This window comes from Chitinimonas lacunae (assembly GCF_042650885.1).
GTDB classification, from domain to species: domain Bacteria; phylum Pseudomonadota; class Gammaproteobacteria; order Burkholderiales; family Chitinimonadaceae; genus Chitinimonas_A; species Chitinimonas_A lacunae.
Map to the genome: position 1 here is coordinate 1,000,809 of NZ_JBHSBU010000001.1, position 21,473 is coordinate 1,022,281.

General features: G+C 60.7%; 13 protein-coding genes. 10 read left to right on the forward strand and 3 right to left on the reverse strand.

The genetic code is table 11. The features are described 5' to 3' along the window. Window positions 1-135 precede the first annotated feature (135 nt). The 4 genes from ACFOW7_RS04465 to ACFOW7_RS04480 all read left to right on the forward strand — a co-directional run bounded on the left by ACFOW7_RS04465 (window position 136) and on the right by ACFOW7_RS04480 (window position 9,269). A complete protein-coding gene (locus tag ACFOW7_RS04465; RefSeq protein ID WP_378161476.1) occupies window positions 136-3,828 on the forward strand; it encodes a bifunctional diguanylate cyclase/phosphodiesterase in 3,693 nt (1,230 codons plus the stop codon). Between the two features lie 566 nt (window positions 3,829-4,394). After that, the gene (locus ACFOW7_RS04470) at window positions 4,395-5,000 is read left to right on the forward strand and encodes a hypothetical protein (RefSeq protein ID WP_378161478.1); all 606 of its coding nucleotides are present in this window, start codon (window positions 4,395-4,397) and stop codon (window positions 4,998-5,000) included. Between the two features lie 338 nt (window positions 5,001-5,338). Beyond that, window positions 5,339-8,776 (forward strand): transcription-repair coupling factor, encoded by a 3,438-nt coding sequence (gene mfd / locus ACFOW7_RS04475; RefSeq protein ID WP_378161480.1) that lies wholly within the window; start codon window positions 5,339-5,341, stop codon window positions 8,774-8,776. A gap of 337 nt (window positions 8,777-9,113) precedes the next feature. Beyond that, window positions 9,114-9,269 (forward strand): hypothetical protein, encoded by a 156-nt coding sequence (locus tag ACFOW7_RS04480; protein WP_378161482.1) that lies wholly within the window; start codon window positions 9,114-9,116, stop codon window positions 9,267-9,269. 76 nt (window positions 9,270-9,345) lie between these two features. On the opposite strand, the gene ACFOW7_RS04485 is transcribed toward ACFOW7_RS04480, so the two are convergent. The 3 genes from ACFOW7_RS04485 to ACFOW7_RS04495 all read right to left on the reverse strand — a co-directional run bounded on the left by ACFOW7_RS04485 (window position 9,346) and on the right by ACFOW7_RS04495 (window position 12,158). Continuing rightward, a complete protein-coding gene (locus tag ACFOW7_RS04485; protein ID WP_378161484.1) occupies window positions 9,346-10,386 on the reverse strand; it encodes a hypothetical protein in 1,041 nt (346 codons plus the stop codon). Window positions 10,387-10,497: 111 nt separating this feature from the next. Next, a complete protein-coding gene (locus tag ACFOW7_RS04490) occupies window positions 10,498-10,926 on the reverse strand; it encodes a response regulator (protein ID WP_378161486.1) in 429 nt (142 codons plus the stop codon). Next, entirely contained in the window at window positions 10,923-12,158 is a 1,236-nt protein-coding gene (locus ACFOW7_RS04495; protein WP_378161488.1) for a GAF domain-containing sensor histidine kinase, read from the reverse strand. The genes ACFOW7_RS04490 and ACFOW7_RS04495 overlap by 4 nt, the downstream gene beginning before the upstream one ends. Window positions 12,159-12,488: 330 nt before the next feature. On the opposite strand from ACFOW7_RS04495, the gene alaS reads away from it, so the two are divergent. The 6 genes from alaS (at window position 12,489) to ACFOW7_RS04525 (ending at window position 21,417) form a co-directional block, all read left to right on the forward strand. Continuing rightward, entirely contained in the window at window positions 12,489-15,110 is a 2,622-nt protein-coding gene (gene alaS, locus ACFOW7_RS04500) for an alanine--tRNA ligase (protein ID WP_378161490.1), read from the forward strand. 320 nt (window positions 15,111-15,430) lie between these two features. Beyond that, complete coding sequence (gene amaB / locus ACFOW7_RS04505) at window positions 15,431-16,993, forward strand: L-piperidine-6-carboxylate dehydrogenase (protein ID WP_378161492.1); 1,563 nt, start codon at window positions 15,431-15,433, stop codon at window positions 16,991-16,993. A 92-nt stretch (window positions 16,994-17,085) separates the two neighbouring features. Then, the gene (queF, locus tag ACFOW7_RS04510) at window positions 17,086-17,907 is read left to right on the forward strand and encodes an NADPH-dependent 7-cyano-7-deazaguanine reductase QueF (RefSeq protein WP_378161494.1); all 822 of its coding nucleotides are present in this window, start codon (window positions 17,086-17,088) and stop codon (window positions 17,905-17,907) included. 364 nt (window positions 17,908-18,271) lie between these two features. Then, complete coding sequence (locus tag ACFOW7_RS04515) at window positions 18,272-19,531, forward strand: hypothetical protein (protein WP_378161496.1); 1,260 nt, start codon at window positions 18,272-18,274, stop codon at window positions 19,529-19,531. 12 nt (window positions 19,532-19,543) lie between these two features. Continuing rightward, on the forward strand, window positions 19,544-19,996 hold the full coding sequence (locus ACFOW7_RS04520) for a hypothetical protein (RefSeq protein WP_378161498.1): 453 nt from the start codon (window positions 19,544-19,546) through the stop codon (window positions 19,994-19,996). 224 nt (window positions 19,997-20,220) lie between these two features. Further along, window positions 20,221-21,417 (forward strand): RES family NAD+ phosphorylase, encoded by a 1,197-nt coding sequence (locus ACFOW7_RS04525; RefSeq protein WP_378161500.1) that lies wholly within the window; start codon window positions 20,221-20,223, stop codon window positions 21,415-21,417. Window positions 21,418-21,473: the final 56 nt, after the last annotated feature.

A 21,473-nucleotide genomic window follows, 5' to 3' on the forward strand; every position in this document is an offset into this window, starting at 1 on the left:
ACGCTAAGAATACGCCATCCTTCGCAAGCAAGCGCATGCTTGATTAGTAGAAACCACAGGCCATGGCGCATAACAGGCTCTATAAATGGGGAGAGCCGTTTTGAGCCCCCCACAACAATAGGTAGCTGGCCCACCATGGAGGAATTGCCCGTCCCGACCATCAACCGCCGTTATGCCGGCCTGATCTGCCTGGCCTACGGCGCAGTGACCGGCTTAGGCAATCTGGTCTTCGGCCCGGCCGGCGGCCATCGTTATGGCTGGGCCTTTATCGCCATTACCGCCGTCGCCCTCTACAGTCTGTTGCGCACCTCACCGGCGCCGGCCGACCCGGCGCACAGCCGGCCGATCCGCCAGCTCTACCGCCTGCAAGTGCTCTTTCTGCTCACCACCCTCGCCCTCTACGCCGGCGCCATGCTGAGCTGTCAGCAGCTCAGCGACAGTCTGCGCGCCGAGGTGGAGCGTTCGCTGCAAACCACCGCCACCTTGCAGGACAACAGTTTCCGCCGCTGGCTGCTCGAACGCAGCCAGGACGCCCGTACCCTGCTCGACCTTGGCAATCTGGGCGACAGCGCCCGTCGTCTGCTGCGCCAGCCGGGTCAGCACGATGCCCTGTCAAAGCTGCAACTGACCGGCATGGCCGCACTGCACGATTTCGAGCGCATCACCCTGTTCGATGCCCAGGGTCGCCATGTCGCCGACAGCGCCGCCGCAGTCCAGCCCGGGCAGCGCAGCGAAGAGGTCAGCGGACTGCTGAACCGCCGTCCCGATTGGCTCAGTCACGACCAGATCCATATCGAAGTGTCCGACCAGGGCATCGATCTGTATCTGCCGCTGCACAATCTCGATAACCAGCTACTTGGCCTGCTGCGCTGGCGGGTGCAGCGCAAGGAGCTGCCGCTCCAGCTCGACCCGCTGCAACCGGCCGACAGTCTCCCGATCATGCTCAGCCTGTGGTATCGCGACAATGAGCGGGCATTACAGTTCGACCACCAGGGCATCTACCCGGTCAGCGACCCGCAACAGCTCGGCTGGCAAGCTACCCGACAACCGGCACCGCTCGGTCTGCTCCATGGCCTGGATCATCACGGCAGCCCCGCTTATGCCATGGCACGGACCGGCAGCGATCGCTGGACCATCCTGGCGCGGATTCCGGCCGCCTCCTTCGAAGGACCACAGGCCCGGATCGGGTTTGCCGCCTTTGCGCTGGCGAGCGTGCTGGCGCTGTGCTTTGCCTGGCTGATCCATATGATCGTGCGCCAGCAATATCTGGCCGCTGCCTACCGTGAACGGCTCGAAGCGGCCGCCGCACGGCGGCAGAGCGATTTTCTGTCGCGCTATGTCAACGATGCAGTGCTGCTGATCGACGCGCACGGCCGGATCCAGGAAGTCAATGAACGAGCCGAAACCCTCTACGGCCTGTCGCGCCAGCAGTTATGCGGCCAGCCGATCACCGAGCTGTTTGTGGGCGAGCCGCCGCTCGATGCCGCTGACGGTCAGCCGGTGGAAACCCTGCAACGGCGCGGCGATGGCGGGATCTTCCCGGTCGAATTGCGGCGCTGCCGGCTCGACGACTCAGGCAAGAGCGTGCTGGCGATCCGCGATATCAGTGAACAGCAGCGCACCGCCGACCGGCTCGCCCGCACCGCCGCCCTGCTGCGGCTGCTGAGCCGGGTCAATCAGGCCATTCTGCGGGTCGAATCGCCTGCGGCGCTGTTCAATATCGTCTGTGAGACCATCGGCAGCCAGACCGCGCTGGCGCTGGCCTGGATCGCCGACGTCGAGCGCGGTTTCGAGCCAAGCCGTCCCAATCTGCAACACAGCAGCGCCGCCGACCTGTCCCGCGCCATTCTCGCCACCGTTTCGGGCCATAGCGCCGGTCTGTCGGGCCCGGTCGAGCGGGTGCGGCAAAGCGGGCGCTACTATCTCTGCAACGATGTGGCACTCGACCCCGAAGCGGAAGCCTGGCGCCCGTTTGCCGAGCGTTTCCAGGTCCGCTCGATTGCCGCATTTCCGCTGCTGCGCGACGGCAAGCTGGTCGCGGTACTGGCGCTCTATGCCGACCAGCCGCAGCTATTCGATGCCGAGCTGGTCGATCTCCTCAATGAACTGGCCGACGATATTGGCTTTGCCCTGGCGAGCTATCAGCGGGCCGACCGGTTGCGGCTGGCCAATCAGATCTTCGAGCATGCCCTTGAAGCGATCATGGTGACCGACCTCGATGGCCGGATCGAATGGGTCAACCCGATGTTTACCCGCATCACCGGCTATTCACTGGAGGAAGTGGTGGGGCAGACGCCGCATATCCTGCATTCGGGCCGGCAGGACAAGGATTTCTTCCGCGAAATGTGGCGCCATCTGCTGGCGGAAGATCAATGGCGCGGTGAGATCTGGAACCGGCGCAAAAACGGTGAGCTGTTCGCCGAATGGCTGACCATCACGGCCGTGCGCAACGAGCAGGGTGAGCTGGAACACTATGTGGCGATCTTCGACGACATTACCGAGCGCAAGGCCGCACGCGACCATATCGAGCGGCTGGCCCATTACGACGCCCTGACCGGCCTGCCCAACCGGTTGCTGCTGACCAATCGGCTTGAGCAGACCATCTCCATGGCCGAACGCCAAGGCGATATGGTGGCAGTGATGTTTCTTGACCTCGACCGCTTCAAATACATCAACGACACCCTCGGACACGCGGTCGGCGACAGCCTGCTGAGTCAGGTAGCCAAGCGGCTCAGCCACTGCGTGCGCGACAGCGACACGATCGCCCGATTGGGCGGCGACGAGTTTGTTCTGGTACTGCCTGGCATCCGTCAACCGAGCGATGCCGCCCAGGTCGCGGCCAAAGTGCTGACGGCGGTGGCGCAGCGCTACCATATCGAAGGCAATGAGCTGACGATTACCGCCAGCATCGGTATCAGCCTCTACCCAGCTGATGCCACCGACCGCGAAGCACTGATCAAATACGCCGACGCCGCGCTCTACCGCGCCAAGGAACGCGGCCGCAACCTTTACCAATTCTTCACCCCTGACATCAACGCCAGTGTGACCGAGCGGCTCCAGCTCGAAAACGACCTGCGCCGGGCGCTGGAGCAACAAGAGCTGCATCTGGTCTACCAACCGCAGGTCCGGCTCAGCGACGGCCGGCCGGTCGGGGTCGAGGCGCTGCTGCGCTGGCACCACCGTGAACACGGCCTGATTTCACCGGCCCGCTTTATCCCGGTGGCCGAAGAATCGGGCCTGATCGTCGAGATCGGCCGCTATGTGATGTTCGAAGCCTGCAAACAGGCGCGGCACTGGCTCGACCAGGGGCTGCGGCTACGGATGGCCGTCAATATGTCGGCCTTGCAGTTTCTGCGCGATGACCCGGTGCAACTGGTCGAACAGGCGCTGACCGCCAGCCGGCTGCCGGCTGAACTGCTGGAAGTCGAGGTGACCGAAAGCGCAGTGCTACAGGATGCCGAGCGGGTGATCGAGGTGCTGAAACGGTTGCATCGGCACGGCGTCATGTTGGCAGTCGATGATTTCGGCACCGGCTATTCCTCGCTGTCCTACCTCAAACGCTTTGCCATCGACCGCCTGAAGATCGACCAGACCTTTGTACGCGACCTGCCCCACGACAACGACGATGTCGCCCTCTGCCGCGCCATCGTCAGCCTGGCGCAAAGCCTGTCGCTGACCATCATCGCCGAAGGGGTGGAGACGCTTGAACAGGTCGAATTCCTGCAACAACTGGGCTGCCAGGAAGCCCAGGGCTACCACTTCGGCCGTCCGATGGCGCCAGAACAGCTGACCGAGTGGATGGCGGCGCAGAAGATACTGGAGAGTTGAGGCGTTGGGTGGATGGAGGTCGAAGCAGGAAATTTTATATTTAATTTACGATCTTCTTCAGAACTGACAATGCGCAGTGATTTTATTTTCAAAATAAATGAGTCATAACCCTTCCAAATAAATCATCCCGCCAAAAATAAATCCACCGGTATTTTCCGCCCACTTTATTCCAGAAACAATTCTTCATACCTCAGCAACAAAACCCCTTCCCTTCGATGTCACGGACTTGACATATCCCGACACCAACCCATCGATTTTCAACAAATTTTGGCAACCCGTCATTCATCCGAATGAAACAGAAACCTGTCGGCTCGCCTTATAAGCATAACAAGAAGCAATGAAATAAATCGTAGTTCAATTTCAGCCAACATTTCACGCGACCTCAAGCGGAAATTCCTGCTGCAATCGGCAGCAATTCTTCTACCATGACAGAGGTGGATTAAAAGTTGGCATGACAGGCACTCAGCACACCAGCGATCCGCCACCTTGCCGATTTGTCCCGCCAGCGCCGGGCTAGCAATCCAAACCTTCAAAAATAAACACGGCAATCAGAATTGGAGAGGAAAATGCAATACTATTCTTGGTCCATCAGCGACGATTATCCCGAGCGACTCACCTTGAAGTTCGAAGGCCCGGGTTTTCTGGGGAAATCGAGCTTTACCAGCGAACGGCGGCTCAATTTGGCCTGTCCGATTGAATTCTCCACTCGATATAAACGCGGTCGCGAACATATTCTGCTCTATGACCAGGTCGTCACCACGGTCGGTCTGGCAGTCAGTCCGACTTTTGCTGAACTGATTATTGAAGAGCTGTCAGACAATGAAGTCGAGCTGCTCGACACCCTGATCGTCACCGATAGCGGCCGGATTCGCAGCTACCGGCTGGTCAATATCCTCAACAAGGTCGATGTGCTCGACGAACGTCATACCCAGTTTGTCCATATCAACGGGGTCAAGACCGCTTCGCCACATCATTGCGTTTACGATCTCAATAAATTGCGCGGCTTTGATATTGGCCGGGTCAATGGCTGCAATACCATCCTGCTGTCGGAGAATTTCGTATTGGCGATCAAGCATGCCAAATTGACCGGATTCTCTGCCCATCCGCTCGATCCCAGTCAGATTTCCTCCGATCGTCTATTGCGTCAGCAAAGCTATGCAACGCTGCGTTGAGCATTGGCGGGTCCGCCGCTCCCTCATGTGCCTGTGCGGCGGCAAGATTGGTCGAGGAATTGGAATAGGTGGACGCCTGATTCAGTCAGCCTGAAAAAGGGAGTTCATTAGGAGTGGATAACTACTGGAAAATATCACGCCAATCCGTTTACAAGAACCAGCAAGTCATACAGTTAAAAATATAAAATATATGATTTATCACCCCAATATTGGACACAGCTCGTCAACCAAGCCGAGCTGTGTGCATGAATGCAGCGCCCACACCGCCGCGACGGGCGACGCCCCCGACAAGCTCACTTATAATTCCGGCTTCCGCCGTTTCCGGTCTGCCCTGTCCCATGCGCTTGCTGCCCGCCATTTCCCTGCCGCCCGCCGGTCAACGCACCCGGCTCGTTCTGCCGCCCGGCTCGGCCGATGCCAGCCTGCTGGCCGATCTGGCCCGACCGGGCCAGCAGACGGTGATCCTGACCGACAATGCCCAGACGGCGGTAAGGCTCAAGGAAGAACTGCCCTATTTCCGGCCCGAGCTGCGGGTAGCCCTGCTGCCCGACTGGGAAACCCTGCCCTACGACAGCTTTTCACCCCACCACGATCTGATTTCGGAGCGGCTGGCGACCCTGTGGCAAATCCGCCAGAACCAGGTCGATGTGGTGCTGATCCCGGCCCAGACAGCCTTGCTGCCCTTGCCGCCGGTCGAATATCTGGCGGCCTATACCTTTTTCCTCAAACAGAAAGACCGGCTCGACCTCGATGCGCTGCGGGCCGATCTGGCGATGGCCGGCTATACCCATGTCACCCAGGTGTACGGGCCAGGCGAATTCTCGATCCGGGGCGGCCTGATCGATCTGTATCCGATGGGCTCGCCGCTTCCCTATCGGATCGATCTGTTCGACGACGAGATCGACAGCATCCGCACTTTCGACCCCGACACCCAGCGCAGTGTCTATCCGGTCAAGGATATTCGCCTGCTGCCGGCGCGCGAATTCCCACTCGACGATGCCGGCCGCGCCAAATTCCGTTCGCGTTTTCGTGAGGTGTTCGAGGGCGACCCAACCAAGTCACGGATTTACAAGGATATTTCCAACGGCCTGATTCCACCCGGGGTCGAATACTACCTGCCCTTGTTCTTCGACCAGACCGCCACGCTGTTCGACTATCTGCCGGCCGATGCGCTGCTGGTCAGCCATGGCGAGCTGATGCTGGCATGCGAAGCCTTCTGGACCGACACCCGTTCGCGCTATCGCATGCTGGCGGGCGACCGTGACCGGCCCTGCCTGCCGCCGGAGCAGTTGTTTCTGGCCACCGATCGGCTGTTCGGTCTGCTCAAGCCCTACCGTCGCATCGAACTGAGCCGGCAGGCAGCGGCCGTCGAGGACGCAGCGGAAACCGCCTGGCGTGAAGCGGCAGCTCCGCTGCCCTCGCTGCTGGTCGATCGGCGGGCCGACAATCCGATCAGCCGGCTGGCTGATTTCGTCAACGGCTTTCCAGGCCGGGTCTTGCTGCTGGCAGAGAGCCTGGGCCGGCGCGAAACCCTGGCCCAGTATTTCGCCGAATACGGCCTGAAGACCCCGACCATCGAGCACTGGGCCGAATTCACCGCCAGCGACAGCCGGGTCTTGCTCGGCGTGTCGCCCTTGATGGCCGGTTTTGTGGCCAACACCGCCTCGGTGGCCATCGTCACCGAGGCCGACCTCTATGGCAGCCCAGGTCCGGGCCAGCGTCGCAAGGGGCAGAAACGCAGCAATCCCGAAGGCATGCTGCGCGATCTGTCCGAACTCAAGATCGGCGACCCGGTCGTGCATGAACAACACGGTATCGGCCGCTATATGGGACTGATCGGCATGGACCTGGGCGAAGGCACCAGCGAAATGCTGCTGATCGAATATTCAGGCGGCGACAAGCTGTATGTGCCGGTCGCGCAACTCCATCTGATTTCACGTTATTCGGGCGGCGCGCCCGATGCGGCACCGCTGCATAAACTCGGCAGCGGCCACTGGGAAAAGGCCAAGCGCCGTGCCGCCGAGCAGGTGCGCGATACGGCCGCCGAACTGCTCAATCTGTACGCCCGCCGCGCGGCTCGCCAGGGCTATGCCTTCAAGCTGACGCCACATGACTACGAAGCGTTCTGCGCCGGTTTCGGCTTCGAGGAGACCCCCGACCAGGCCGCTGCCATCGAAGCGGTGGTGGCCGATATGACTTCGGGCCAGCCGATGGACCGGCTGATCTGCGGCGATGTCGGCTTTGGCAAGACCGAAGTGGCACTGCGGGCGGCGTTTGTGGCGGTGGCCGACGGCAAGCAGGTGGCGGTGCTGGTGCCCACCACCCTGCTGGCCGAGCAGCATTTTCAGAACTTCAGCGACCGCTTTGCCGACTGGCCGGTCAAGATCGCCGAATTCAGCCGCTTCCGCTCCAAGAAGGAAACCGACGCCGCCATCAAGGGGCTGGCCGACGGTCAGATCGATATCGTGATCGGCACCCACAAGCTGGTGCAGGAAGGGGTCAATTTCGCCCGGCTGGGCCTGGTGATCATCGACGAGGAGCACCGCTTCGGGGTGCGGCAGAAAGAGCAGCTCAAGGCGCTGCGCAGCGAAGTCGATGTGCTGACCCTGACGGCCACCCCGATTCCGCGCACGCTGGCGATGAGTCTCGAAGGCTTGCGCGATTTCTCGGTGATCGCCACTGCGCCCAGCCGTCGCCTGGCCATCAAGACCTTTGTGGCCAGCTGGTCCGATGGGGTGATCCGCGAAGCGGTGCTGCGCGAACTCAAGCGCGGCGGCCAGGTGTTCTTCCTGCATAACGAGGTCGAGACCATCGAGAACATGCGCGAAAGACTGGCCCAACTGCTGCCCGAAGCCCGTATCGGCGTGGCGCACGGCCAGATGCGCGAGCGCGAGCTTGAACATGTGATGCGCGACTTCTACCAGCAGCGCTTCAATCTGCTGCTGTGCACCACCATTATCGAAACCGGCATCGATATTCCGAACGCCAACACCATCATCATGAACCGGGCCGACAAGTTCGGTCTGGCACAACTGCACCAGATGCGCGGCCGGGTCGGCCGCTCGCACCATCAGGCCTATGCCTATCTGCTGGTGCCCGATGTGAAGTCGCTGACTCCGGCGGCGCAAAAGCGGCTCGAAGCGATCCAGACCATGGAAGAACTCGGCTCGGGCTTTTATCTGGCGATGCACGATCTGGAAATCCGCGGCGCCGGCGAAGTGCTCGGCGATTCGCAGTCGGGCGAAATGCAGGAAATCGGCTTTGCGCTGTATTCGGCCATGTTGAACGAGGCAGTCAAGGCGCTCAAGAAGGGCATCGAGCCTGATCTCAACGCGCCGCTTGGGGTGGCCACCGAAATCAATCTGCACTCACCGGCGCTCCTGCCCGACGATTACTGCCCCGATGTGCACGAGCGGCTGGTGCTCTATAAACGGCTGGCCAATTGCGAGAGCGCCGAGGAACTCGACGAGATGCAACAAGAGCTGATCGACCGCTTCGGCCTGTTGCCCTCACCGGCCAAGATCCTGCTCGACTGCCACCGCCTGCGCCTGTTTGCCCGGCCGCTTGGCGTCGCCAAGCTGGACGCCTCCGACTCGACCATCGTGGTGCAGTTTGCCGCCAAGAATAATATCGACCCGATGAAGGTCATCAAGCTGATCCAGAGCAAGCGCAACTACAAGCTGGCAGGCCAGGACCGGCTGAAGGTAGAGACCCAGTTGCCCGACCCGGCCTTGCGGGCGGCCCGAGTCAAGGAATTGCTGCAGGAATTGCAGTAGTCAACCTCGCCGGACAAGCCCTCGCCCCCAAGGCCACGTAGCGCTGGGAATTTCATATTTCTTTCAATAAAAGAAATTCTCAGCGTCTTATCTGGCACTGAATATTCGCTATTTTTTATTTTCACGAAAAACTCGTCCGACGAGAGAGGTCGTCCATCGAGCGCCTGAGGCGCTGACCGAGCGCTCCGATGCGGGCAAGGTGCCCTGTGGAGACGATTGGCGCATTTCCAGACACTTGGGCGTCAGCGGGTCCGAACCTCAAAGCGCTGGCACCTGGCGCTGGCCCAGATGGCCGGATGGTCTTGGGATGCCCGGCGCAAACTGGAACATAAGGGCCATGTGTTCGCTGGAAACCCTGATCCGTGTGGTACCAGCACTGGGACTGGTGGCGGGACTGGACGACCTGTTTGTCATCAAGCGCCCATCCATCGCCCAGATGGAACAGGCTGAAATGGCCAGCCAACGCCAGCGCGCACCACGCAAGAAAAGCTGATGAGCCGAAAAGCTCGTTCCTTCAGAGCGCCCAGGCCCGACTTCCCCCGGGCGCCCAATCCGATGCAGCGCGCCTGCTAGACCGCCTCGGCAGGTATGCCCAGCTCAGCCAACCACTGCACACATTCCGCCTCCGACAGTTCCTGCTCGATCACCACGCGCGGCGGCATGGCCTCGATCGGTGGGCCGTAGAACGTGGTATCCCAACTCCGGCGGGCGAAGATCGGGGGCCAGAGCAGCATCACCGGTTCGCCCTTGATCGTCGGAATATGCGACACCGGCCCCTCCCCCCAGATCGAGGACAGCAGATCGGGCTCGGTCGCAGTCGGGCTGCCGTAATGCCACCAGGCGTCGTCGGAACCCCAGTCCGAGTATTCCCCCTGCGCGATGGCAGTGATGGCCGGATCAGGCGCTCTGCCGCCAGGCAGGCTGGTGCCGACTGTGCACTGGAACAGGGAAAACAGATGGAAGCAGTTGCCGACGTTCTGATAGCGGATACGCAGCCCCTTCTTGTCCTGCGGCATCAGCACCAGCAGATTGCCGCTTTGCCGGATCAGCGCCTCATGGACCCAGCGGGTGCCGTGGGCATAGACCTCAAGCGCCCGCAAGCGCTGACATAGCTCGCTGTCGCGGGCCAACTCCTGCCGTACCGCCTCGGCCCGGGCCAGATGGGCCACGGTCGCCTGACAGAGTCTGGACAGACAGGCCGCAATCTCCGCTTGACCCGCCGTCAGTTCGGGCGCTTCTTCCGCCTCGGCATTCCACTGCGGCAAGCGGGCGATCCAGTTCTTCAGCAAGTCGGTCAATGCGCCGACCGTCCGCTCGGCGCCGCCGCATGACTCGATAATCGAACCAATGGTGATGCTGGCCCAACTGGCTCCGGCAGGCGACAGGGTCGGCAGCGACTTGGCCAGTTCGATGATGGTAGTTTCTTCCTGCAAGGCCAGATCGACGAATGGCTGCCAGATCTGGAGCAGTTGCATGCTCGGCTGCTCGCCACGCTGTAGCGCACACGCCTCGATAAAGGCTTTGATAACCCGATGTTGGGCCTCGGCAGCCGGAATCTTGGGAGGCGGTGGCGGCGGATTGATAGCGGAATGGGACGGATTGTGAGTCATGGCAATGGGCACCAGGGTTCGGAAAACCTATCGAAACGAGGCCACATTATGCCTGTGTCCTAGCAGTGCCGCTGCCCACTTCCCCAGTTAAAGATAGGAGGGGCCGGCCGCTCAGTCGTCGGGCAGCCGATTCACTACCCCCCAGAACAGCCCCAAGGCCCGGATCACATCAATAAACGCATTCTGCTCGATCGGCTTGACGATATAGGCGTTCACCCCGTCCTTGTAGGAAACCAGCATATCGCCATGCTCACGCGAGGAGGTCAGCATCACCACGGGCAGATGCGACAGCCTGGGATGGGCCTTGATCACCTTGAGCGTGGCCAGACCGTCCTGACGTGGCATCTTGATATCGAGCAGCACCACCGCCGGCAGCGGCTCGCCGCGCTCCAGGCAGGTTTCCAGATGGCTCATCGCCTCGATGCCATCAGGCACCAGATGAATCTCATTGACGAGATTCGAACGCTTGAAGGCCCGCAGTGCCAGTTCGGCATCGAGCTCATCGTCTTCGGCCAACAGGAAATGCCGCAAGGCGCTCATGCTGCCTCTCCCGGCAGCTCGATCCAGAAGCAGGCACCCTGGTCGGGCGCCGCCTCGCAACCGACCCGGCCGCCGTGGCGAACCACGATATTGCGCACATTGGCCAGTCCAACCCCGTGCCCTTCGAAACGACTCGATTCATGCAGGCGCTGGAACAGGCCGAACAGCTTGTCGGCCTGGTTCATCTCAAAGCCGACGCCGTTGTCGCGCACGCTGAGCCGGACAAAGCCGTCTGGCAGCAGCTCTAGAGTGACCTGGACCTTGACCGTATCGCGCAGCCGCGAATATTTGAAAGCGTTGCCGATCAGATTGGCCAGGGCCATCCGCAACAGCATCGGATCGCCATAGAGCGTGCCCTGCTGCGGCAGACTCAATTCACATGGCCGGCCTTCGAGCACGCTGCGGGCCTCTTCGGCCACTTCGGCGATCATCAGGGCGGCATCGAGCGTCTGGGCATGCGGCTCGGCCCGGGCCAGCCGGGAGAATTCGAGCACCGACTCGATCATGCTGGCCATCTTGCGGCTCGACTTGATGATGATATTGGCGCAGCGGCTTGCTTCGGCCGAACCGGCCACCTCGGGCAATTCGAGCAGCAGCTCGCAGAAGCTGCTCATATGGCGCAAGGGCGCGCGCAGATCGTGGGCGACCGAGTGGGAGAAATTGTCGAGCTGACGATTGGCGTTGAGCAGATCGCGGGTGCGCGCCTCGACTTCGGCTTCGAGCCGATGGTTGAGCGTGCGCAATGAATTCTCAAAACGCATCCGGTCGATCTCGGCACCGGCGCGGGCAGCATAGACCTGGACCACGGTGCGCCGCTCGGAGGTATCGATAAACGCCTTGTCGTCGAGCAGCACCACCAGCCCGATCGCATGACCGCCCGTGTCGAAGATCGGCGCACCCAGATAGCTTTCCACGCCCATCTCGCGCAATAGCGTGTCCTTGGGAAACAGATCGGCCACTCCCTGCGGATAGATGCACATGCACTTGCCGTACACACTCTCGCACGGCGTATGGGCCAGCTCGTAGCGCATATTGGGTACAAGCTGGCCGTCGACGCACAAAGACACCGTTTCGACATGAAACTGGTCTTCGCTGACCAGACCGACCAGGGCATAGCGGACAGCGAGCTGCTCGCACAAGGCCCGGGTCATGAAGTCGAAGTAGACCTGCCCTACGCTGGTTTCCTGCGCAATCGCCAGCAGGGCTTTCTGTAGCAGCATCGAGTCGGACATGATCTATCTCATAAGGCCATGAAAAATATATTTTATTTTTAACTCTAGACGGCAAAGGCCGAGCTGGTGAGGGCCTTGGGGCAGGCCGCGTCTTCACGCGACAAACGGTCGGGCAGCGGCTGAGGGCTCGCCGGTCACAGCACTGGCGTTTCGTCATATCTGCTGCAATGGTGCCGGGAGGAGTTTTCCTTTTTTCTTATAAGCAGCAACAGTATTTGCGTCTGTTTGGCTGATATTTTTCTATTTCTGCCGCAGCCGGCCCTTCTATCCACTTCGGCACCGGTTCTAAGGCATAATCGCGCTTTAGCTCAAATAGCCCTCCCCATCGTCATGCGTACCTCAGAAATCCGCCAGAAATTCCTCGACTTCTTCGCCTCCAAGGGTCATCAGGTGGTGGCGTCGTCGAGCCTGGTCCCGGTCGGCGATCAGACGCTGCTGTTTACCAACGCCGGCATGAACCAGTTCAAGGACGTCTTCCTCGGCTTCGACAAGCGCCCCTACAGCCGCGCCACCACTTCGCAGAAATGCGTGCGCGCCGGTGGCAAGCACAACGATCTGGAAAACGTCGGCTACACCGCCCGCCATCACACCTTCTTCGAGATGCTGGGCAACTTCAGCTTCGGCGACTATTTCAAGCAAGACGCCATCCGCTACGCCTGGGAATTCCTGACCGCCCCGCAATGGCTCGGTCTGCCCAAGGAAAAACTGATGGTGACGGTGTACGCCAGCGACGACGAAGCCTACGACATCTGGCACAAGGAAATCGGCATCCCGGCCGACAAGATCGTGCGCATCGGCGACAACAAGGGTGCCCCCTACGCCTCGGACAACTTCTGGCAGATGGGCGATACCGGCCCGTGCGGTCCGTGCACCGAAATCTTCTATGACCATGGCGACCATATCTGGGGCGGCCCGCCCGGATCGGCCGAAGAAGACGGCGACCGCTTCATCGAGATCTGGAACAACGTGTTCATGCAGTTCAACCGCGACGAGACCGGTACACTGCACCCGCTGCCCAAGCCCTCGGTCGATACCGGCATGGGCCTGGAGCGGATCTCGGCCGTGATGCAACACGTTCACGCCAACTACGAGATCGACCTGTTCGTCGATCTGCTCAAAGCCGCCGCGCGGGAAACCGGCGTGCCCTACAACCAGGAAACCCCGTCGCTCAAGGTCATCGCCGACCATATCCGCGCCTGTTCCTTCCTGATCGCCGACGGCGTGCTGCCTTCGCCCGATACGCGCGGCTATGTGCTGCGCCGTATCATCCGCCGTGCCATCCGCCACGGCTACAAGCTCGGCCAGAAGGGGCTGTTCTTCCATAAGCTGGTGCCCGATCTGGTGCTGGCGATGGGTGACGCCTACCCCGAACTCAAGAGCGGCCAGGATCGCATCGTCGCCGTGCTCAAGGCCGAAGAGGAACTGTTCGCCCGCACGCTCGACAACGGCATGGCCCTGCTCGAAGGCGCGCTCGAAGGCGGCAAGCAGCAGCTCGACGGCAAGACGGCCTTCAAGCTCAACGACACCTTCGGCTTCCCGATCGACCTGACTGCCGATATCTGCCGCGAGCGTGGCATCGAGATCGATATGGCCGGTTACGAAGCCGAACTCGAAGCCCAGCGTGAACGCAGCCGCAACAGCAGCCAGTTCACCATGAACACCCAGGTGGCCTACGAGGGCGCCGACACCCAGTTCCAGGGCTATAGCGAAAGCAGCGTCGAGGCCAGAGTGCTGGCGCTCTATCATGAAGGTCAGGCGGTCGAGACGCTCGAAGCCGGCGAAGAAGGCATGGTGGTGCTCGACAGCACCGCCTTCTACGCCGAAGGCGGCGGTCAGGTCGGCGATGTCGGCCAGCTCGACAGTCAGGCCGCCCGCTTCGAGGTGATCGATACCCGCAAGATCAAGGGCGCCGTATTCGGCCATCTGGGCCGGCTCAGCGGCGGCACGCTCAGGCTCGGCGACAGCGTCACCGCCCGGATCGACCGCGACAAGCGTCAGGCCACCGCCCGCAACCACTCTGCCACCCATCTGCTGCACAGCGCCCTGCGCAAGGTGCTGGGCGAGCATGTGGCCCAGAAGGGTTCGCTGGTCAACAGCGAACGTACCCGCTTCGACTTCGCCCATGGTCAGCCGGTCACGGCCGATGAGCTGTCGCGCATCGAAGCGCTGGTCAACCAGGAAATCATGCGCAACCACCCGGTCAGCGCTGCCCATATGCATTACGACCAGGCCATCGCCTCGGGCGCCATGGCGCTGTTCGGCGAGAAATATGGCGATGAGGTGCGGGTGCTCAAGATGGGCGACTTCTCGACCGAACTGTGCGGCGGCACCCACGTCGAGCGCACCGGTGATATCGGCTTCTTCAAGATCGTGGCCGAAGGCGGCGTCGCGGCCGGCATCCGCCGCGTCGAAGCGGTGACGGGCGAAGGCGCGCTGGCCTATGTCCATCAGATGGAACGCGAGATCAAGACCGCCACCGCGCTGGTCCAGGCCCAACCGGGCGATCTGGTCGGCAAGCTGGAAAAGATCCAGGACCAGGTCAAGACGCTCGAAAAGGAACTGGCCCGACTCAAGGCCAAGCAAGCCGCCAGCGAAGGCGACCGGCTGGGCGAGCAGGCCGTCGAGATCGGCGGCGTCAAGGTGCTGGCCGTCCAGGTCGAAGGCGCCGATGCCAACGCGCTGCGCGAAATGATCGACAAGCTCAAGTCCAAGCTCGGCCGCAGCGCCGTGGTGCTGGCTGCCGTGGCCGATGGCAAGGTGTCGCTGGCCGCCGGCGTCAGCGCCGACCTGACCGGCACTCTCAAGGCCGGCGAACTGGTCAACGCGGTGGCCCAGCAAGTCGGCGGCAAGGGTGGCGGCCGGCCCGATATGGCCATGGCCGGCGGCACCAATCCCGCCGCCCTGCCCGCTGCACTGCAAAGCGTGGCCGACTGGGTGCGGGCCAAGCTGTAAACGGTAGACTTATGCGTAAAGCGCATGGCTCTGGAATTCATCTGCAAGTCTTCATCTTGCAATGTTTCCAATAGTCATGCGTAAAGCGCATAGCTGACCTGATCACGCCGCGCCCGGTTTCCGGCGCGGCGTTCGTCTTCTCGGCACGACAGAATAAACGGGCAGACACGTCTGCCCAAAAAATAGGCAATCCGGTTTTTCTCCGTCGTCTCAAGCACTTGGGCCGCTTATCCACAAGCGCCCCACAGGCTTGTCCGTGCGGGCTTGTGGAAGGCCGCCTTGTCCTTTTCGATCCAACCGACTTCCTGGGAGCCGACGCAATGCCTTTGACACCTGCCCTGCTGGCCGAACTCGGCCTGACGCGCTACGCCGCCGAACCGATCTGGCCGTCGGCGCTGGTCGCCGGGGAAGCCCATTACGCCGACGAGGAGGCCCGGGCGCTGACATCGCCGATCCACGGCCTGACCCTGGGCCACTTCGCCCCGGCCTCGGCCGGCATCGTCAATCTGGCGATCGAGGCGGCCCATGGTGCCTATCTCAAATGGCGCAGTGTCCCGGCGCCGCTGCGCGGTGAACTGGTGCGGCGTATCGGCATCCTGGTGCGGCAGCGCAAGACTGCCCTGGCCCAGCTGATCACGCTCGAAGCCGGCAAGATCACTGCCGAGGCCGAAGGCGAAGTGCAGGAATGGATCGATATCTGCGATTTCGCCGTCGGCCTGTCGCGTCAGCTCCATGGCCTGACCATCGTCTCCGAGCGGCCGCAGCATCGGATGATGGAGCAATGGCATCCGCTGGGTGCAGTCGGCGTGATCACCGCCTTCAATTTCCCGATGGCGGTCTGGGCCTGGAATGCCATGCTGGCGCTGGTCTGCGGCGATGGGGTGGTATGGAAACCGTCGGAGAAAACCCCGCTGTGTGCACTGGCAGTGCAGACACTGGTCGATGAGGTGGTGGAGTCGATGGGCACCGAACTGGTGCCGGTCCACCCTTGCCATCTGGTCCTGGGTGAACGCGAAGTGGGCGAGCGGCTGGCGGCGCATCCCTTGCTGCCGCTGATTTCCGCCACCGGCTCGACCCGGATGGGCCGCGCCGTCGCGCAGACCGTGGCGGGCCGGCTCGGCCGCAGCCTGCTTGAGCTGGGCGGCAATAACGCGATGATCGTCACCCCGTCGGCCGATCTGGAACTGGCCCTGCGCGCCATCGTGTTTGCCGCCGTGGGCACCTGTGGTCAGCGCTGCACCAGCCTGCGCCGGCTGATCGTCCATGAAAGCCTGATCGAGCAATTGCTGCCGCGGCTGGTGCGTGCCTTCAGCAGCCTGCCGATCGGCGACCCGCGTTATCCGCATACGCTGGTCGGCCCGCTGATCGACGCCGACGCCTACTGGGCCATGCAGGCCGCCCTGCAAGCGGCCCAACGGCAGGGCGCGACCTTGCTGTGCGGCGGGGAACGGGTCGAGCAGGATGTGCCCGAAGGCGGCTATTACGTCCATCCGGCACTGGTGCGGGTGCCGGGCAATCTGGAAGTGGTCAATGAAGAGACTTTTGCGCCCATCCTCTATGTGATGAGCTATGAAGAGCTGCACGACGCCATCGATCTGCATAACGCCGTGCCGCAGGGTCTCAGTTCGGCCATCTTTACCGACAGCCTGCGCGAGGCGGAACAGTTCCTAAGCCCGGCCGGTTCGGACTGTGGCATCGCCAACGTCAATATCGGCACGAGCGGCGCCGAGATCGGCGGTGCCTTCGGTGGCGACAAGGACAGCGGCGGCGGCCGCGAATCGGGTTCGGATGCCTGGAAAAACTATATGCGGCGCGTCACCAACACCATCAACTACGGCGACCATCTACCGCTGGCGCAAGGGATTCGTTTCGATATCGGATAATCTGCCCCCGCGCTCCCGCCTCGATCAGGCGGGAGCGTTTATTCACCCCCGAGCCATCCTCAAGTATTTTCCCTGTACACAAGCTGCCAGCCATGACCGTCGAACACTCCCCTCTCGGCCGAACCACCACCTATGCCGACCAGTACGATCCCAGCCTGTTATTTCCGATTCCGCGCCAGGCCAAGCGCGATGAGATCGGGGTCGGGGCCACGCTGCCGTTTTTCGGCGCGGACATCTGGAATGCCTATGAGCTGTCCTGGCTCAACCCGCGCGGTAAACCACAGATTGCCCTGGCGAGCTTCACGGTGCCCGCCGACAGCCCCAATCTGATCGAATCCAAATCGTTCAAGCTCTATCTCAACAGCTTCAACCAGACCCGGCTTGACGAGCCCGAAGTGCTGCGCCGGCATCTGAGCGACGATCTGAGCGCTGCTGCAGGCGCCAAGGTGGCGGTCCGATTGGTGTTGCCGGAGGCATTTGGCCAGGAAAAGCTGGCGGAACTGGAGGGGGTCTGCATTGACCGGCTCGATGTCGAGATCGAGCGCTACAGCCCCGACCCGACACTTCTGGTGGCCCTGGACGAGCCGGTGGTCGAAGAGGTGCTGACTTCCAATCTGCTCAAGTCCAATTGTCTGGTCACCGGCCAGCCCGACTGGGGCAGCGTGCGCATCCACTATCGGGGACGGCCGCTCGATCAGGCGGCCTTGCTGCGTTATCTGGTGTCGTTCCGCCAGCACAACGAATTCCATGAGCAGTGCGTCGAGCGCATCTTCATGGACATCCAGCGCCAGTGCCAGCCGGAGGCGCTGTCGGTCTATGCCCGCTATACCCGGCGCGGCGGGCTCGATATCAATCCGTTCCGCACCAACTTCAGCCAGCCGGCGCCGGCCAATCTGCGTACCGCCCGGCAATAACTCGGTCCAGCGGATCAGCGAAACATTTGCTGCCGTTGGTACGACTGCTCCCTCGCCCTTCCCTTCGCTTGACTATTCTGACCCTATCGCCTGTCCGGATCCTGGACAGGCGTAGTGGTTTGCCTCGTCCCGTGGCAATAGCCTATCAGCGAGATTCGGAGCAGATTTATCATGATATTTTATATAATCATTCATTACCGCCGTGGTATTAGTAGCCTATTGTCCAGTTTTTTTAATTTATTGAGATAAGCCAGATATTTACCGCCATGCTTGAGTTTCCCGGCTCACTTTTCTAACGTTCAGCAAAGGCGCCCTGTTTGGCTGGTCCGGGGCGCCGTCTTCTCCCGCGGCAAAGGAGCCAGCGATGGGTAAATGGCTGTCCCTGATAACGCTCGTCGTCCAGAGCGCCGTCTGCGCCGAGGACACGGAGCGCTGGCGCCTCGGCGGCTTTGGCACCCTAGGGATCACCCATTCCGACACGCCCTACGCCCAGTATCGCGGCAGCGCCCAGCAATCGAACGGCATCTTCAAGGAATGGTCGTTCAAGAACGAAACCGTGCTCGGCGTGCAGGGCAGCGTCAGTCCGCTCGACAGTCTTGACCTGACCATCCAGCTGCTTTCCCGCCACAACTACAAAAACAATTTCGACCCGCAGCTCGACTGGGCCTATATCGCCTGGCGCGCCCGTCCCTCGCTGACCTTGCGGGCCGGTCGCTTCATCACGCCGATGCTGATGGTGTCGGACTACCGCAACGTCAACTACAGCAATCCATGGATTCGACCGCCGCTCGAATTCTATGGCCTGTTGACGCTCAACAATGTCGATGGGGTCGATGCACTCTACCGCGGCAATCTGGGCGAGATGACCTATGCCTTGCAGGGCTTCTGGGGCAAGTACGATCTCTATATCAATACGGCACGGCTGATCGAATATCACCGCATGATCGGCTTTAACGCCACCTTGCAGCGCGACCCCTGGATGGTTCGGCTGGCCTATATGGACAGCGATCATTCGCTGGCAGACAGCAACGGCAACAAGATGAATATCTCCCGGGCGCAGATCGGCCCACCCGGTTGCGGTGGCCTGGGTTGCGAGCGGGTCTATCCAGGCTTTGCCCGGCTCGCCGAGCAGTTCGATGTCGAACACAAGCCGTTTCGGGTGCTGGCCATCGGCGGCAGCTACGACGACGGGAAATGGCTGATCCAGAGCGAATTGGCTTATCGCGACAATGGCGACTCGCAAGTGGCGTCGGGCAGTGCCTGGTATCTGAGCGTGGCGCGCCGCTTGGGCGACTGGTTGCCCTATGCCGTGGTGGCACGACACAAAGCCAATACGCGCGAATATATTCTGCAACCATCGCCTGAATTCGCTAATCGACCAGCACTGGTATTGCGCAATTCCTCGACCGATCAAAGCAGTCTGTCGATTGGTCTGCGCCGTGAGCTGGGCAAACATGCGGCGATCAAATTCCAGCACGACTGGCTAAAGCCCGAGCACGGCCGCTATACCAGCACTTTTGGCAACGGCAATCTGCTGCCCAATTCCGCCCTGCCGCCTAATACGCGGCTGTCAGATTTCGGTTCGGTACGGATCATCGCCGTGTCGCTCGACTTTATCTTCTGAGCGGAGCCAACCATGCCCACCGATACCGCGCTGCGCTCAACCCCGCAAATCCGTCGTCGGCTCTGCCTGCTCCTTGCCGTGGCTGCGCTACAGAGCACCTGTGCCGCCGACTGGGTAGTCGTCGCCAGCAGCCAGAGCCCGCTGAGCAAGCTGAGCCGCGAACAGGTGGCCAATCTCTATCTGGGCCAGATTCACGAACTCCCCGGCAGTGGCCGTATCGTGCCGGTCGATCTGGCGGAAGAGTCACCCTTGCGGCAGCAGTTCTATTCCCAGGTCGCCAACAAGACGCCTGTTCAGGTGCGGATGCACTGGTCGAAGATGATTTTCAACGGCAAGGGAAGACCGCCACAGGAAGTGCAGAACAGTAACGATATGAAGCGGCTATTGAATGCCAATCCGTCGAGTATCGGCTATATGGACAGGTTGGTGGTCGATGGAACGTTGAAGGTGCTGTTGATACCTTGAAGGCGTCCACACAATGCAAAACCATCCGCCTCACCATCGGCTCCAGCACCAACTCCTTACCCTTTCACAACAAAACTTCCATTAATTCCCAACATTGGGAGATCCTGCTGCGATTTTGTTATCACCAACAAAATACACCAGCATTATTCCAAGCCGCATTCATTGCAGACCTTATAATTATCCTACAGCGCCAAAATGAAACCCCTCGTCGCTGGAGGTAAACAATGGCTACTGCGATTTGTCCCCGCTGCACCAACAACCCCGAACTCGCCCGCCTTATCCAAGCAAGCGGCACAGCAAAACGCTGCACTCTCTGCAAGACCAGGCAGACAGTTCTGACAGCCGAACAAATCGGCAGCATCCTGAATAAGAATCTGCGGGAGATTTGGGGAAAGCCGGAAGATTCCGGCCACAACCATACCTTGTCGCTACGCGAAATCGTGCAGAAAGCCGTTGGCGATTCCGGCGAATGGGTCGATGAGATTATCAATGGCCTGATCCGTGCCGAGAAACACAATCTCGACAAGAGAAGCACTGCCTTTTGGAAAAAGCAGGGCCAGTACGTCAAGAAAGAAATCAATGCGCAGGAACACTACAAGGAATGGAAACGGGTCGAGGAGGAATTACGCTATAGCCGGAAATTCTTCAGCGAACGAGCCAAGGATTTCTTCGATACCCTGTTTGGCGATATAGACGATCTTGTCGTGGTCGCGCATGGTAAGCGCCAGCGGGTCGTTCAGGACATTCCAAAATCCGAGGTCTTCTACCGGGCGCGGCTGTGCAAGCCTTCTGAACTCAAGGCCATCCAGCAAGACCCGGTTGGCCATCTCGGCCCGCCGCCACGCGACAAGGCGAGTGCGGGCAGGATGAATGCCGAAGGGGTGGTGGTGCTGTATATGGCTTTTGATGAGGAGACCTGCCTGGCGGAAATGCGTCCTCCTCTTGGTTGTCAGTCAGCGATCATTCAAGTGAAGACCAAACGGGACTTGCGGATACTCGACTTCTCCCTGCTGGAGAGAGTTCACTGCGAAATCAATTATTTCCACCAAGATTTTCTAAGTGAAGTGAAGAAACGTGGATTTCTGCGGGCACTTCATCAGTTGATTTCCCAGCCCGTGATGCCGGGCATGGAAACCGACTATATCATGACCCAGGCGATGGCCGAATATCTTTCCAGTGTGCACTGCCATCCGGTCGATGGCATTAAATTCTCATCCGCCCACAGAAAGAATGGATTCAATCTGGTGCTGTTTCCCAACAAGGAAATTACTGGCAAGAAGAAGCCTGAGATGGGCAGTCTGTTTGGCGTCGAATATGTGGAGGACAGCCTGAAATTCAAACAGACTGCCGATATTATTTACCAATACAAGAATCTTTCTTTCTATCTTCTCAACGACGGACAGATAGGATTCGCCCAATAGCGCTGTAAGCTCCTGCTTGCAAAAACAGACTGCCCGGCTTGACCGGGCAGTCTGTC